The organism is Aquincola sp. J276 (assembly GCF_024700035.1).
GTDB lineage: Bacteria > Pseudomonadota > Gammaproteobacteria > Burkholderiales > Burkholderiaceae_C > Aquincola > Aquincola tertiaricarbonis.
On the sequence record NZ_JAJONC010000001.1, the window covers coordinates 2,794,909 to 2,808,289 of the forward strand.

Annotated in this window: 15 protein-coding genes and 2 riboswitches; of the genes, 6 read left to right on the forward strand and 9 right to left on the reverse strand. The window is 70.2% G+C overall.

What is annotated here, in order from left to right:
* Positions 1-53 precede the first annotated feature (53 nt).
* Positions 54-776 carry an IclR family transcriptional regulator gene (locus LRS14_RS12835; protein WP_257799788.1) on the forward strand — a complete coding sequence of 241 codons (723 nt, stop codon included), beginning with the start codon at positions 54-56 and terminating at the stop codon, positions 774-776.
* A 10-nt stretch (positions 777-786) separates the two neighbouring features.
* On the opposite strand, the gene serA is transcribed toward LRS14_RS12835, so the two are convergent.
* From serA to LRS14_RS12850, 3 genes are all read right to left on the reverse strand, one after another.
* Positions 787-2,019, reverse strand: a complete 1,233-nt coding sequence (gene serA / locus LRS14_RS12840; protein ID WP_257799789.1) for a phosphoglycerate dehydrogenase — start codon at positions 2,017-2,019, stop codon at positions 787-789.
* Positions 2,020-2,109: 90 nt separating this feature from the next.
* On the reverse strand, positions 2,110-2,865 hold the full coding sequence (locus tag LRS14_RS12845; protein ID WP_257799790.1) for an SDR family NAD(P)-dependent oxidoreductase: 756 nt from the start codon (positions 2,863-2,865) through the stop codon (positions 2,110-2,112).
* A 51-nt stretch (positions 2,866-2,916) separates the two neighbouring features.
* A complete protein-coding gene (locus LRS14_RS12850; RefSeq protein WP_257799791.1) occupies positions 2,917-3,363 on the reverse strand; it encodes a MarR family winged helix-turn-helix transcriptional regulator in 447 nt (148 codons plus the stop codon).
* A gap of 91 nt (positions 3,364-3,454) precedes the next feature.
* Between LRS14_RS12850 and LRS14_RS12855 the strand changes: the two genes are divergently transcribed.
* A complete protein-coding gene (locus LRS14_RS12855; protein WP_257799792.1) occupies positions 3,455-4,681 on the forward strand; it encodes a Bcr/CflA family multidrug efflux MFS transporter in 1,227 nt (408 codons plus the stop codon).
* 4 nt (positions 4,682-4,685) lie between these two features.
* Here LRS14_RS12855 and LRS14_RS12860 read toward each other — a convergent pair whose 3' ends face one another.
* Positions 4,686-5,978 carry a D-amino acid dehydrogenase gene (locus LRS14_RS12860; RefSeq protein ID WP_257799793.1) on the reverse strand — a complete coding sequence of 431 codons (1,293 nt, stop codon included), beginning with the start codon at positions 5,976-5,978 and terminating at the stop codon, positions 4,686-4,688.
* A 56-nt stretch (positions 5,979-6,034) separates the two neighbouring features.
* Positions 6,035-6,148, reverse strand: a riboswitch (glycine riboswitch).
* Positions 6,149-6,240, reverse strand: a riboswitch (glycine riboswitch).
* A 119-nt stretch (positions 6,241-6,359) separates the two neighbouring features.
* On the opposite strand from LRS14_RS12860, the gene LRS14_RS12865 reads away from it, so the two are divergent.
* Positions 6,360-6,869, forward strand: coding sequence for a hypothetical protein (locus tag LRS14_RS12865; protein ID WP_046113004.1), 510 nt, complete (start codon positions 6,360-6,362; stop codon positions 6,867-6,869).
* Here the strand turns inward: LRS14_RS12865 and LRS14_RS12870 are convergent.
* A complete protein-coding gene (locus LRS14_RS12870; protein ID WP_046113003.1) occupies positions 6,866-7,354 on the reverse strand; it encodes a MaoC family dehydratase in 489 nt (162 codons plus the stop codon). The genes LRS14_RS12865 and LRS14_RS12870 overlap by 4 nt on opposite strands.
* A gap of 73 nt (positions 7,355-7,427) precedes the next feature.
* Here LRS14_RS12870 and LRS14_RS12875 point away from each other — a divergent pair, with 73 nt between their 5' ends.
* A complete protein-coding gene (locus LRS14_RS12875) occupies positions 7,428-8,006 on the forward strand; it encodes an NnrU family protein (protein WP_046113002.1) in 579 nt (192 codons plus the stop codon).
* Positions 8,006-8,845 (forward strand): alpha/beta hydrolase, encoded by an 840-nt coding sequence (locus LRS14_RS12880; protein ID WP_257799795.1) that lies wholly within the window; start codon positions 8,006-8,008, stop codon positions 8,843-8,845. The genes LRS14_RS12875 and LRS14_RS12880 overlap by 1 nt, the downstream gene beginning before the upstream one ends.
* Here LRS14_RS12880 and LRS14_RS12885 read toward each other — a convergent pair.
* The 4 genes from LRS14_RS12885 to LRS14_RS12900 all read right to left on the reverse strand — a co-directional run bounded on the left by LRS14_RS12885 (position 8,820) and on the right by LRS14_RS12900 (position 12,167).
* Complete coding sequence (locus LRS14_RS12885) at positions 8,820-9,482, reverse strand: phosphatase PAP2 family protein (RefSeq protein WP_046113001.1); 663 nt, start codon at positions 9,480-9,482, stop codon at positions 8,820-8,822. The two genes, LRS14_RS12880 and LRS14_RS12885, sit on opposite strands and share 26 nt — an antisense overlap.
* Positions 9,483-9,546: 64 nt before the next feature.
* Positions 9,547-10,557: an ABC transporter substrate-binding protein gene (locus tag LRS14_RS12890; protein ID WP_257799797.1), complete on the reverse strand. Its 1,011-nt coding sequence runs from the start codon at positions 10,555-10,557 to the stop codon at positions 9,547-9,549.
* A 66-nt stretch (positions 10,558-10,623) separates the two neighbouring features.
* A complete protein-coding gene (locus LRS14_RS12895) occupies positions 10,624-11,421 on the reverse strand; it encodes an ABC transporter permease (protein WP_257799798.1) in 798 nt (265 codons plus the stop codon).
* Positions 11,418-12,167, reverse strand: a complete 750-nt coding sequence (locus tag LRS14_RS12900) for an ABC transporter ATP-binding protein (protein ID WP_257799799.1) — start codon at positions 12,165-12,167, stop codon at positions 11,418-11,420. The genes LRS14_RS12895 and LRS14_RS12900 overlap by 4 nt, the downstream gene beginning before the upstream one ends.
* A gap of 125 nt (positions 12,168-12,292) precedes the next feature.
* Between LRS14_RS12900 and LRS14_RS12905 the strand changes: the two genes are divergently transcribed.
* Complete coding sequence (locus LRS14_RS12905) at positions 12,293-13,372, forward strand: M12 family metallopeptidase (RefSeq protein WP_083440527.1); 1,080 nt, start codon at positions 12,293-12,295, stop codon at positions 13,370-13,372.
* Positions 13,373-13,381: the final 9 nt, after the last annotated feature.

Sequence of the window (13,381 nt, forward strand, 5' to 3'; positions counted from 1 at the left end):
GCGGAAGTTCTGTAAGATAGAACGATTGTTCGTACAACAGAATTCTAACGCCGATGCCCCGCAAACCCGCCCAAGCCTCTCTCGCCGACATGGATGCCGCCCCCGGCGGGGCCGCCGCAGTCGACCGCGCGCTGTCCCTGCTGGGCTGCTTCCAGGCCGGCGAAGCGGCGCTCACGCTGGCCGAGCTGGCCGGGCGCAGCCAGCTATACAAGAGCACGGCGCTGCGCCTGCTGGCCTCGCTGGAGCATGCGCAGCTGGTGGCGCGCACGGCCGATGGCCGCTATGCGCTGGGTGCCGGCATCGCGCGGCTGCATGCGGTGTACATCGCCTCGTTCTCGCTGCAGCCGCTGGTGATGCCGGTGCTGCAGCAGCTGGTGGCCAAGACGAAGGAGAGCGCTGCCTTCCACGTGCGGCAGGGTGACCAGCGGCTGTGCCTGTACCGGGTGGATTCACCCCACGTGCTGCGCGACCCCACGCGCGCCGGCGACCTGCTGCCGCTGGAGCGCGGCGCCGGTGGCCGGGTGCTGATGGCCTTCGGCGGCGCCCACGGGCGGGCCTACGACAAGATCCGCCGAGAGGGCTTCTGCGCCGCCTCGGGCGACCGCACGCCCGACCTCGCGGGCATCTCGGCGCCGGTGTTCGGCGCCGCGGGCGAGCTGGTGGGCGCGGTCACACTGACCATGCCCACGCCGCGCTACCGGCCCGACGTGCAGCAGCCGCCCGTGCTGGCGGCCGCGCGGCAGCTCACGCTGGCGCTGGGAGGCAGCGCCGCGTGAGCCTCGGTCCTCAATACAGCACGCGGCAGCGGATGGTGCCGGGCACGCTGCACAGCTGGCCCAGGGCCGCATCGCTGGTGGCGCTGTCGACGTCGATCACCACGTAGCCCACGTCGTCGTTGGTGCGCAGGAACTGCGCGGCGATGTTGACGCCCGCCTGCGAGAAGCGCTCGTTCACGCTGGCCAGCACGCCCGGGATGTTGCGGTGGATGTGCAACAGCCGGCTGCGGCCGGTGTGCTCGGGCAGCGTCACTTCGGGGAAGTTGACCGCCGAGACGGTGGAGCCGTTGTTGCTGTAGCGGATGAGCTTGGCAGCCACCTCGCGGCCGATGTTGGCCTGCGCCTCGGCGGTGCTGCCGCCGATGTGCGGCGTGAGGATCACGTTCTCGAAGCGCGTGAGCGGCGACTCGAACACGGCATCGTTGCCCTTGGGCTCCACCGGGAACACGTCGATGGCCGCGCCGCCGATGTGCTTGCGCTCCAGCGCGTCGGCCAGCGCGTCGATGTCCACCACCGTGCCGCGCGAGGCATTGATCAGGTGCGCGCCCGGCTTCATCTTCGCCAGCTGCGCCGCGCCGATCAGGTTCACGGTGGAAGGCAGCTCGGGCACGTGCAGCGTGACCACGTCGGCATGGGCCAGCAACTCGTCCAGCGAGGCCACCTGCGTGGCATTGCCCAGCGTCAGCTTGGCCTCGATGTCGTGGAAGATCACGCGCATGCCCACGTGTTCGGCCAGCACGCCGATCTGCGTGCCGATGTGGCCGTAGCCCACGATGCCCAGCGTCTTGCCGCGCACCTCGTAGGAGCCGGCGGCGCTCTTGTCCCAGCCGCCGCGGTGCTGCTGCGCGTTTTTCTGCGGAATGCCGCGCATCAGCATGATGACCTCGGCCAGCACCAGCTCGGCCACGCTGCGGGTGTTGCTGAACGGCGCGTTGAACACCGGGATGCCCAGGTGCATGGCGGCATCCAGGTCGACCTGGTTGGTGCCGATGCAGAAGCAGCCCACCGCCGCCAGCTTGGGCGCCTGCTTCAGCACCTCGGCCGTGAGCTGCGTGCGCGAGCGGATGCCCAGGAAGTGCGCGTCGCGGATGGCTTCGACCAGCGCGTCGCCGGTCAAGGCCTTGGGCGAGGTGACGATCTGGGTATAGCCGTCGGCCTGCAGCGCATCCACCGCGGTGGCGTGGATGCCCTCGAGCAGCACGAACTTGAGCTTGTCCTTGGCGACGGAAAGGCGCTGTGTCATCTTGTTGTGGCGTGTTGGAAGCGGATGCCGGGATTGTGGCAACCGGCGTTCCCCGCCACGCCGGTGGGGCCATGAACGCCCCTGCGCGCCTCAGCTGCGGCGGATCTGCAGCGGCCCGAACGACTGGCAGTTGGGCATCATCGAGATGGCGTTGATGGTCACGTGCGCCGGCCGCGTGGCCAGCCAGTGCACCGTGTCGGCGATGTCCTCGGCCGTCAGCGGCTGGGTGCCGGCATACACGCTGGCGGCCTTCTGGTCGTCGCCATGGAAGCGCACGTTCGAGAACTCGGTGCCGCCCACCAGGCCCGGTTCCACGCAGGTGGCCCGCACGCCTGTGCCGATCAGGTCCGCGTTCAGGTTGTGGGTGAACTGGTGCACGAAGGCCTTGGTGGCGCCGTACACGTTGCCGCCGGGGTAAGGCACCTCGCCGGCGATGGAGCCGATGTTGATGATGGAGCCGCGGCCACGCGACACCATGCCCGGCACGATGGCGCGGGTGACGTTCACCAGCCCGGCGCAGTTGGTGGCGATCATGCGTTCCCAGTCGTCCAGGTCGGCCTGGTGGGCGGGGGCCAGGCCCAGGGCCAGGCCGGCGTTGTTCACCAGCACGTCCACCTGCGCGAAGTCGGCCGGCAGCGCGGCCAGCGCGGCGGCGGCGGCCGGGCGGTCGGTGACGTCCAGCGCCAGCGGCAGCACGCGGCCGGGGTGCCTGTCGGCCAGCGCCTGCAGCCGGTCGGCGCGGCGCGCGGCGGCGATCACGCGGGCGCCATCGGCCAGGAAGCGTTCGGCGATGGCAAGTCCGAAGCCGGCGCTGGCGCCGGTGACGAGAACGGTGGTGGTGGTCATGCAGCAGGTCCTGAACAGGGGCAAAACGCCACTGTAAGACCCGCGCGCGCTTCAGCCGCCCGCGCCGGGCAGCCGCGCGCTCATGCGGCCCAGCAACCGCGCCAGCGTGGCCTGTTCCTCTGCGCTGAGGTCGGCCGCCAGCAGCGCGGCCAGGCGCTTGCGCTGCCGGCCCATGTGCCGGTGGGCGGCCTTGCCCTCCTCGGTGAGGGTGAGGCGCCAGCGGCGGCCGTCCTGCGCGTCGGGCTCGCGCGCCAGCAGGCCGGCCTGCACCAGCCGCGCGGCCATGCGGGTGACCTGGGCCTTGTCGCGCCCGGTGGCCTGCACCAGCTGCTGCTGCGACACGCCATCGCCTTCGGCCACGATGGACAGCAGCAACATGTCCAGCGGGCTGGCCGGAATCGCCTGCTCGTCCAGTGCCTGCTGCATCCAGCCGCGGTAGCCGTTGAACACGGTGATCACGGGCTGCAGCAGGTCGTCCTCGGTGCGTACTGCGGGCATCTTGTCTCCATCTTGTTGCGTCGCCACGGACGCCTCCATCATATCGGCGAATTGGTTGATTGAATCAACCAACTGGCCGTATAGTGCCGGCATGACCATCTCTTCCGCAGCCGCGCTGCCGGCGGCCCGCGCGCCGCTCTCGCTCATCCTAGTGCTCGGCGGCCTGGCGGCTTTCGCGCCGCTGTCCATCGACATGTACCTGCCCGCCTTCCCGGCCATCGCCGCGGAGCTGGGCGTCTCCGCCGGCCAGGTGCAGTACACGCTGGCCGCCTACTTCCTGGGCATGGCGCTGGGCCAGGCCTTCCACGGGCCGCTGGCCGACCGCTTCGGCCGCAAGCCGCCGCTGTATGCCGGGCTGGCGCTGTACCTGCTGGCCTCCATCGGCTGTGCACTGGCCGAGGGCGTGGCCATGCTCACCGCGCTGCGCTTGCTGCAGGCGCTGGGCGGCTGCGTGTGCATCGTGGTGCCCATGGCCATGGTGCGCGACCGGTTCGATCCGCAAACCTCCGCCCGCGTGCTGTCGCGGCTGATGCTGGTGATGGGCCTGGCGCCGATGCTGGCGCCACTGGCTGGCTCGGCGGTGCTGGGCCTGGGCGGCTGGCGCCTGGTGTTCTGGATCCTGGCGGCCTGCGGCGTGGCCGGGCTGCTGGCCTCGTGGCTGGCGCTGCCCGAATCGCTGCCGGCCGCGCAGCGCCGCGACACCTCGCCGCTGAAGGCGCTGCGCACCTACGCCGGGCTGCTGCGGGACCGCCGCTTCCTGGGCCATGCGCTGGCCACCGGCCTGGCCAATGCCGGCATGTTCGCGTACATCGCGGCCTCGCCCTTCGTGCTGATCGAGCTGCACGGGCTCTCGCCGCAGGCCTACGGGTTGGTGTTCGGCGCCAATGCGCTGGGCCTGGTGGCCGCGGCGCAGCTCAACCACCGGCTGCTCAAGCAGCATGACGCGGGCACGCTGCTGCAAGCCGCGCTTGCCGTGGCTGCGTTTGCCGGTGCTGGCCTGCTGGCGGTGGCGCTGCTCACGCCGGCATGGCCGGCCCTGGCGCTGCCGGGCACGTTGCTGGGGCTGTTCGTGTTCGTGGCATCGCTGGGCTTCGTCGGCGCCAATGCAGCCGCCGGGGCACTGGCCCACCAGGGCCACCAGGCCGGCAGCGCATCGGCGCTGATGGGCACGCTGCAGTTCACGCTGGCCAGCGCCAGCGGCGCGGCGGTCGGCCTGATGAACGACGGCAGCGCCTGCCCGATGGGCCTGGCCATGGCGGTGGCCGGCGGCCTGGCGCTGCTGGCCTACCGGCGGCTGGCCCGGCCCGTGCCCAGCTGAAGCCTTACGCGGCGGCCAGCCGCCCGGCCGGCGCCGCCTGCGGCAGGCCGCAGAAGGCGAAGTCCAGCTCCGGCACGCGGCCGCTCACGATGTCGGCGATGGCACGGCCGGAGCCGCAGGAATGCGTCCAGCCCAGCGTGCCATGCCCGGTGTTGAGGAACAGGTTGCTGATCCTCGAGCGGCCGATGTAGGGCACGTTGGACGGCGTGGCCGGTCGCAGCCCGGTCCAGTAGCGGGCGCCCTGGCCGTCCGTCATCTGCGGGAACAGCTCGCGGGTGCGGCGCACGATGGCTTCGCAGCGCACCAGGTTCAGCGAGGTGTCGTAGCCGTTGAGCTCGGCCGTGCCGGCGATGCGCAGCCGGTCGCCCAGGCGGGAGAACACCAGCTTGTACTCGTCGTCGGTCAGCGAGACGTTGTACGAGTTCGCCGGGTCGATCACCGGCAACGTGACCGAGTAGCCCTTGGCCGGGTAGATGCGCAGCGTGATGCCGAGTTGCCGCGCGAAGGCCGCGCTGAACGAGCCCATGCACAGCACGAAGCTGTCGGCTGCCTCGCGGCGCACCTTGCCGTCGGCATCGGCCACCTGCACCGCGGCCAGCCGGTCGCCCTCGCGCTCGATGCCAACGATGCGGGTGTCGGTGAAGAAGCGCACCCCGGCCGCCTGCGCATGCCGCGCCAGCACCTGCGTGAAGGCGTGGGCGTCGCCCGATTCGTCGCTGGGCGTCATGCTGCCGCCGGCGATGCGGTCGCGGCACTGGGCCAGCGCAGGCTCGATCTGCACGCACTCGTCGGCCGTCTTCATGTCCAGCTCGCAGCCATGCTCGCGCATCACGCGGGCCGGCTCCTGCGCGGCATCGAACTCCTGCTGGCTGGTGTAGAAGTGCAGGATGCCCTTTGTGAGGTGGTCGTACGGGATGTCCAGCTGCGCGCGCAGCTGCTGCAGCGTGCTGCGGCTGTACAGGCCCAGGTTGACGATCTGCCGGATGTTGTGGCGCGTGCGTGCCGGCGTGCATTCGCGCAGGAACTGCAGGCCCCACAGCCACTGCTGCGCATCGGGCCGCAGGCGGAAGAGCAGCGGCGCATCCTCGCGCGCCAGCCACTTCAGCACCTTCAGCGGCGCGCCGGGATTGGCCCAGGGCTCGGCATGCGAGACCGAGATCTGCCCGCCATTGGCGAAGCTGGTTTCCAGGCCGGCGCCGGGCTGGCGGTCGATCAGGGTGACGTCGTGGCCGGCCTGCTGCAGGAACCACGCCGAGGTCACGCCGGTCACGCCGGCGCCGAGAACGATGACTTTCATGGAGGTACTCTCAGGAAACGAACAGTCATGGAAGGGACGAACGCATCCGCGCTCGTGCCGCTCCCGCTGTCCTCGGTACCTGAGAGATTCAGCGCCGGCCCCTCACGGGCATGGCGCCTTGCTCCTTCGGTGGAAGCCCGTGGCGGGCTTCACTCTCCAGCGTCGGCCAATCGACAGATCCAGTACGGTGCCTGAGCGTGCATGGGAGGTTGCGCCTTCGGCGGCATGCCGGTGGTGGCATGCGCTCTCCTGAATCTGCGGCCGAGTTTAGCCGCAGAGGATGTGACGGGGTGTTGTCCGACAGCCCATGGGTTGCGCCAGCGGCGACACTCGGCGCCCGGGCTGCCGCGTCGCGGTGCCGGATCGAACAAGGAGAAACCCATGAGTCGCACATTGCTCGTGCTCGCCGTGCTGGTGCTCACCGCCGGCTTTGCGCTGCTGAACTGGTCGGCGTTTGCCACGCCCACGCCGCTGTACCTGGGCTTCACCACCGTGGAAGCGCCGCTGGGCCTGATCATGCTGGGCTTGGTGGCCGTGCTGAGCGTGGTGTTCGTGGTCTGGGCCATCTCGCTGCAGGCCACGCTGCTGATGGAGCAGCGCCGGCTGAACAAGGACCTGCAGGCCCAGCGTGCCCTGGCCGACACCGCCGAGGCCTCGCGCTTCACCGAGCTGCGCAGCTTCATCGCCGCCGAGACCCTGCGCCTCGCCCAATCCCACGAGCAGACGCGCAGCGCCCTGGTGCAGCGCATGGAGCAGCTGGAAGACCGCCAGCGCCTGGCCTTCGAGCAGAACGCCAATGCGATCGCGGCCACGCTGGGCGAGCTGGAAGACCGCTTGGAGCGCGGCCTGCCCGGCGGCAGCGTGGCGCTGGCCGAACGTTCGCGTTTCTAGGCCGCGCCCGGGCGACGGCCGAACATGGCCCAGCCCTCCATGGTCAGCACCGGCTCGCCGTGCTGGTTGCTGGCCTGCCAGCGTGAACGCACCAAGCCTACCTGCGGCTTGCTGGCCATGGGCCGGGCCTCCAGCACCTCCAGGCGCACGCTGAGCACATCGTCCACGTACACCGGCTTGAGCCAGCGCAGGTTCTCGATGCCCGGCGAGCCCAGGCTGCTGCTGTCCAGCACGTATTCGTCGCACATCATGCGCATGACCATCGCGCAGGTGTGCCACCCGCTGGCGCACAGGCGGCCGAACAACGAGCGGGCAGCGCCTTCGTCGCTCAGGTGGAAAGGCTGCGGATCGAATTCGCCGGCAAAGCGGATGATCTCCTCGCGCGTGACGCGCTTGGCGCCGAACTCGCGCACGCTGCCCACCGGAAAGTCCTCCCAGTAAAAGCGCTTGTCTGCCGGCACGGCGCCGGCTTGGGCCTCGCTCATCTCACCTCCTCGTTCGTGATGGCTGGAGGGTGAGAATGCCGGCATTCCCGCCATCGCGCACAGCGCCATCGCCATGACCGCCTTGATCGCCGGACTGTTGTTGTTCCTCGGCCCCCATGCCACGCGCATCTTTGCCGAAGGCTTTCGCCAGCGGCAGATCGCCGCGCACGGGCTGCGGCGCTGGAAGGGGTTGTACTCGCTGGTGTCGCTGGCCGGGCTGGTGCTCATCGTGTGGGGCTACGGCCAGGCGCGGCTGGACCCGGTGCTGCTGTGGCAGCCGCCGCGTGGCATGCGGCATGCGGCACTGCTGCTCACGCTGATCGCCTTCGTGTTGCTGGCCGCTTCCGACAGCCCGCGCAACCACATCAAGGCCGCGCTGCACCATCCGATGGTGCTGGGCGTGAAGGTCTGGGCCTTCGCCCACCTGCTGGCCAACGGCATGCTGGCCGACGTGGTGCTGTTCGGCAGCTTCCTGGTGTGGGCCATCGTGCTGTATGCCGTCTCGCGCCGGCGTGACCGGCGCGAGGGCACGGTGTACCCGCCCGGCACGCTGCGCGGCACCGTCATCACGCTGGTGGCCGGCGTGGGCGTGTGGCTGCTGTTCGTCTTCTGGCTGCACAGCTGGCTCATCGGCGTATCCCCGCTGGGATGATGCGGCGCCTGGCCTGGAAGGCGCTGGCCGCCCTGCTGGTGGTGGCCCTGGCGGCCTATGCCTTGATGCTGGGGGCGCTGTGGTGGAAGCAGGAGACGCTGATCTTCCATCCGGTGCCGCTGGCCGCCGACCACCGCTTCGACCTGCCGGCCGACGCGCAGGAGGTGTTCATCGACGTGCCCGGCGCGCGGCTGAATGCGCTGCACCTGCGGCGCCCCGGTGCACGCGGCGTGGTGTTCTTCCTGCATGGCAACGCAGGCAACCTGGAGCGCTGGTTCGTCAACCTCGACTTCTACCGCGCGCTGGGCATGGACCTGTTCATGCTGGACTACCGTGGCTATGGCAAGAGCACCGGCCGCATCGAGAGCGAGCAGCAGCTGCTGGCCGACGTGCAGGCCGCCTGGGCCCGGGTGGCGCCGCAGTACGCGGGCCGGCATGTGGTGTTCCTCGGCCGCTCGCTGGGCACCGGACTGGCGGCCCGGCTGGCCGCCGACCTGCCGCCGGCGCAGCGACCGCAGGCGCTGCTGCTGGTCTCGCCCTACCGCAGCATGGTGCAGATGGCGGCCGAGCAGTACCCCTTCGTGCCCGCGCCACTGCTGCGCTACCCGCTGCGCACCGATGCCGCATTGCGGGCGCTGGCAGGCACGGCGCTGCCCATCGACCTGGTGCATGGGGATCGCGACACGTTGATCCCGCTGGCCCACAGCGAGGCGCTGGCGCGCACGCTGCCCGGCGTGCGGCTGCACCGCGTGGCCGGTGCCGGCCATGGCGACCTGCAGCGCTTCGAAGCGTACGAAGCCGCGCTGCGCGACGCTATGGCGCCACCACGCGGCCGTTGAGCCGCTGCTGCTGCTGCTGCCATTCGCGGTGCATCTGCGCGCGGGTATAGGGCTGGCTGCGGCCAGCCAGCTGCACCGATAGCTGCGTCACCCAATCATGCGTGCGCGAGGGCGGCGCGCCCGCCACAGCCACCGCCAGCCACACGCCCACGATGAGCACCAGCTTCTTCGGCGCGCTGGCCTGGGGCAGTTCGGCCGCGCGCAGCGCCAGCAGGCTGGAAGCCGCGCCCAGGCCGAAGCCGACCCAGCATTCCGACGGCGAATGGGCATGCACCTTGACTCGTGACACCGCCACCAGCGCAGCCAGCGCCAGCCCGGCCAGTACCGCCGGCGCATGCCAGCGCGGATGCGATGCGCCCACCGTCTCGCGCGCCAGCAGCGGCAGGATGGCGGCGGAGAACATTGCGTGGCCGGAGATGCCGGTGAAATCCAGCGGCGCGTAGCCCACGCCGTAGCCGATGAAGGCCACCTTGCTGGCGGTGGTGAGCAGCGCGGCCACGGCGGTGGTGCCCAGCCACACCAGCGCCACGCGGGCCGCACCGGCGCGCAGGGCCAGCCAGGCGGTGACGGCCAGCAGTGCCGGCAGCAGGAGTTGGGCTTCGCCGAAGCGGGTGACGGTGTGCCAGAACAAGTACATCGGCCAGGGCAGCAATGACAAGGCCGGCATGTAGCCGGCCCTGGTGATTGGGGGAAACCCGAGCTTACTTGCCGCCGAGCTGCTTCTTCAGGTCCAGCCCCACGCCCTTGTTCACGAATTGCATCGTGGCGACCTTGCTCAGGTCGACCTCGCCAGGCTTGTACAGGCCGGCCTTGACCATCTTGTCGTAGAAGTCCTTCACCCGCTCCGGCTTCATGGCGCCGATGCCCAGCGTGGTGGCGTCGCCGGAATCGACGATGCCCAGGCTCTTCATCAGCGCGACCGACTTGTCCAGCATCTCGTCGGTCATCTCCGGGTTGTCGCGCTTGATCAGCGCATCCGCGCGGCGGCGGTCGCCGTACAGGTAGCTCACCCAGCCCATGGCCGACGCATTGACGAAGCTGCGGATGAGATCGGGGTCGTTCTTGACCATCTCGGTGCGGGCCTCGATGGTGGTGGAGTAGGTGCTGTAGCCGTGGTCGGCCAGCAGGAAGGTCAGCGGCTTGAAGCCGCCCTGCTTCTCGATGGAGATCGGCTCCTCCACCGCGTAGCCCTGCTGGATGCTCTTCTTGTCCGACAGGAAGGGCGCCAGGTTGTAGTTGTAGGGCTTGAGGTTCTCGTCCTTGAAGCCGTATTCGGCCTTGAGCCAGCTCCACCACGAGAACTGCGCATCCTTGGCGATGAAGGCGGTGGGCGCGTTCTTCAGGTCGGCAAACTGCTTGTAGCCCTGGTCCGGGTGGGCGAACAAGGCCTGCGGGTCCTTCTGGAACATGGACGCCACCACGATCACCGGCACGCCGTTCTTCACGTTGTCGAAGCTGTGCAGCAGGTTGCCGGTCATCAGGAAGTCGATCTTGCCGGCCGGCAGCAGCGGCCGGTTGTTCACCTGCGGGCCGCCCTGGCGGATCTCCACGTCCAGGCCCATGCGCTTGTAGGTGCCGTCGGCCAGCGCCTGGTAGAAGCCGCCGTGCGCAGCCTGGGCCTTCCAGTTGGTGGCGAACACCACCTTGGTCTGCGCCTGCGCGCCCAGTGCGCTGACGGTGAGGACGGCAAGGGCAAGGGCGCGGTAGGGCATGGTCGGACGGCGGCTGAAGGGGTGGGCGGACTATAGCGAGCGGTGTGCCAACCGGTAACAGCAGGGCTAGTCGGCCACCCTTTCGCTGTCATGCCAACGCCCCAGCAGCCAGTGCGACAGCAGCAGCATCAGCCCGTACAGCGCGATGCCGGTGAGCGACACCAGCACCAGCGCGGCGAACATCTTGGGCATCTCGGTGCGGAAGCTGGCTTCCAGGATGCGCGAGGCCAGGCCCGTCTCGCGGCCGGCGGCGCCGGCCGTGAACTCGGCCACCACCGCGCCGATGAGCGACAGCCCCGCCGCCACCCGCAGCCCGGCCATGAAGTACGGCAGCGCCGAAGGCACCAGCAGGTGCACCAGCGTCTGCCAGCGGGTGGCGCGATACAGGCGGAACAGGTCACGCAGCCGCGCATCGGCGCTGCGCAGGCCCACCACCGTGTTGGCCAGGATGGGAAAGAAGGCCACGATCCAGGCGCACAGCAGCAGCGCTGCGGTGGTGCTGTCGATGAAGATCAGGATCAGCGGCGCGATGGCCACAATGGGGGTCACCTGGAGCACCACCGCGAAGGGGAACAGGCTCAGCTCGACCCAGCGCGAGACCGCGAACAGCCCGCCCAGCAGCACCCCACCCACGATGGCCAGCGCCAGCGCGCCGAAGGTGATCTTCACCGTGAACCACCAGCTGCCCATGAGCGAGCCGAAGTTGGCCCACAGCGTCTTGCCCACCAGCACCGGGCCGGGCAGCAGGTACTGCGGCAGCTGGTAAAGGCGCACCACGGCCTCCCAGCCCACCAGCGCGGCCACGGCCACGACGGCGGGCACCACCCAGCGCAGCCACGGCGCCTCGGCACGGGGGCCGCTCACAGCGCGGCCTCGCTGGCCTGCTCCATCGCCTGCGACACCTCCGCGCACCAACCGATGAACGCCGGGCTGCTGCGGAAGGCCGGCAGCCGCGGATAGGGCGCGTCCACCATCACCTCGGCCACCACGCGGCCGGGCCGAGCGCCCATCACCACGATGCGCTGGCTGAGGAACACGGCCTCGAACACGCTGTGGGTGACGAACACCGCGGTGAAGGCATCGCGCTGCCACAGCGCCAGCAGGTCCTGGTTGAGCTTGAAGCGGGTGATCTCGTCCAGCGCCGCGAAGGGCTCGTCCAGCAGCAGCAGCGAAGGGCGCGTGACCAGCGCCCGGGCGATGGATGCACGCATCTTCATGCCGCCGGACAGCTCCCGCGGCAGGGCCTGCGCAAAGCCGTCCAGCCCCACCGCGGCCAGCGCGGACCGCACTGCGGCATCGGCCTGCGCACGCGGCGCCCGGCGCAGGCGGAGCGGCAGGCGCACGTTGTCGGCCACGGTGGCCCAGGGCATCAGCGTGGGCTCCTGGAATACGTAGCCCACGTCGTCGGCCGGGCGTTGCACGCTGCCGCTGCTGGGCGCATCCAGCCCCGCCAGCAGGCGAAGCACGGTGCTCTTGCCGCAGCCGGAAGGCCCGAGCAGGCTCACGAACTCGCCACGCGCGGCCTGCAGGTCCACCTGCTGCAGCGCCTGCACGCCGTTGGCGAAACGGCGGCTGACCTGGTGCAGCGCCAAGAAGGGGGCCTGTTTCATGGCCGCGGATGATGCCGCAGCCGGCATCCCTAGCTCCGCGTCCCTAGCTTGTCAGGCTCACCGTGGCACGCCAACGCGGAAATGCCTAAGGTACGCAACAGACCGCCACCTCACTGGAGCCTGCCATGCCCGATCCGACGACCGACCGCCCAGCCGATGACACAGGCCAGCCGTTCCGCCCGGCCGCCCGCTGCTGCTACGACCGGGTGCTGCCGCGCAACCTGATGCGCCCGCAGCCGCTGGCCGCGCCCCGCCCCGGCGGCCGCGCCCGTGCGGTGGCGGTGCGCGGCACCACCTGGCTCAACGGCTCCACGCTGAAGGTGCGCTTCATCGGCGGCACCGCCAGCCAGCGCGCCACCGCCCGCGAGGAGGCGGGCTGGTGGGAGGCGGTGGCCAACCTGAAGTTCGAGTTCGGCAACATGCCCAATGCCGACATCCGCATCAGCTTCGATGCCAACGACGGCGCCTGGTCCATGGTGGGCACCGATGCCCGCAGCGTGCCGCTGAACCAGGCCACGATGAACCTGGGCTTCCTCGACGGCGGCACCGCGGCGCATGAGTTCGGCCATGCCATCGGCCTGGGCCATGAGCACAGCAACCCCGAGGGCGGCATCCGGTGGAACGAGCCGGTGGTCATCGCCGCGCTGGCCGGCCCGCCCAACTTCTGGGACGAGGCCACGGTGCGGCACAACGTGTTCCGCAAGTACTCGGTCGACCAGATCAACGGCACCGAGTTCGATCCCGAGTCGATCATGCTGTACGCCTTCCCGGCCGAGTGGACGCTCAACGGCGTGGCCACGCGGGCCAACGAGGTGCTCTCGCGCCTGGACAAGGAGTTCGTGGCCGGCGCCAAGATGTACCCGCGCAGCAGCCCCGGCGTGGCCCAGCCGCTGCCGCTGGCGGTGGGCGCCGCGCGCATCGAGCAGTCCATCGGCCGCCCTGGCGAGGAAGACGTGTTCCTGCTGAAGGTGGACGCCGAGGGCGTGTACGAGATCGACACCCGCGGCCCGACCGACGTGTACATGAAGCTGTTCGGCCCGGGCAGCCCCACCGCGCTGATCGCCGAGGACGACGACAGCGGCTACGGACTGAATCCGCGCATCAGCAAGGCGCTGCTGCCCGGCGACTACTACGTGCAGGTGCGCCACTACGACCGCAGCAGCGGCACCGGCCGCTACACCATCGGCGCGCGCCGACGCACCTGAGCGGCGGCG

Bases quoted from the DNA above. Each gene is read 5' to 3' on its own strand.
- LRS14_RS12865 (WP_046113004.1), top strand. From the start codon at position 6,360: ATGAGTCGCACATTGCTCGTGCTCGCCGTGCTGGTGCTCACCGCCGGC.
- serA (WP_257799789.1), bottom strand. From the start codon at position 2,019: ATGACACAGCGCCTTTCCGTCGCCAAGGACAAGCTCAAGTTCGTGCTG.
- LRS14_RS12855 (WP_257799792.1), top strand. From the start codon at position 3,455: ATGACCATCTCTTCCGCAGCCGCGCTGCCGGCGGCCCGCGCGCCGCTC.
- LRS14_RS12885 (WP_046113001.1), bottom strand. From the start codon at position 9,482: ATGTACTTGTTCTGGCACACCGTCACCCGCTTCGGCGAAGCCCAACTC.
- LRS14_RS12860 (WP_257799793.1), bottom strand. From the start codon at position 5,978: ATGAAAGTCATCGTTCTCGGCGCCGGCGTGACCGGCGTGACCTCGGCG.
- LRS14_RS12850 (WP_257799791.1), bottom strand. From the start codon at position 3,363: ATGCCCGCAGTACGCACCGAGGACGACCTGCTGCAGCCCGTGATCACC.
- LRS14_RS12880 (WP_257799795.1), top strand. From the start codon at position 8,006: ATGCGGCGCCTGGCCTGGAAGGCGCTGGCCGCCCTGCTGGTGGTGGCC.
- LRS14_RS12900 (WP_257799799.1), bottom strand. From the start codon at position 12,167: ATGAAACAGGCCCCCTTCTTGGCGCTGCACCAGGTCAGCCGCCGTTTC.
- LRS14_RS12870 (WP_046113003.1), bottom strand. From the start codon at position 7,354: ATGAGCGAGGCCCAAGCCGGCGCCGTGCCGGCAGACAAGCGCTTTTAC.
- LRS14_RS12905 (WP_083440527.1), top strand. From the start codon at position 12,293: ATGCCCGATCCGACGACCGACCGCCCAGCCGATGACACAGGCCAGCCG.
- LRS14_RS12845 (WP_257799790.1), bottom strand. From the start codon at position 2,865: ATGACCACCACCACCGTTCTCGTCACCGGCGCCAGCGCCGGCTTCGGA.
- LRS14_RS12890 (WP_257799797.1), bottom strand. From the start codon at position 10,557: ATGCCCTACCGCGCCCTTGCCCTTGCCGTCCTCACCGTCAGCGCACTG.
- LRS14_RS12875 (WP_046113002.1), top strand. From the start codon at position 7,428: ATGACCGCCTTGATCGCCGGACTGTTGTTGTTCCTCGGCCCCCATGCC.
- LRS14_RS12835 (WP_257799788.1), top strand. From the start codon at position 54: ATGCCCCGCAAACCCGCCCAAGCCTCTCTCGCCGACATGGATGCCGCC.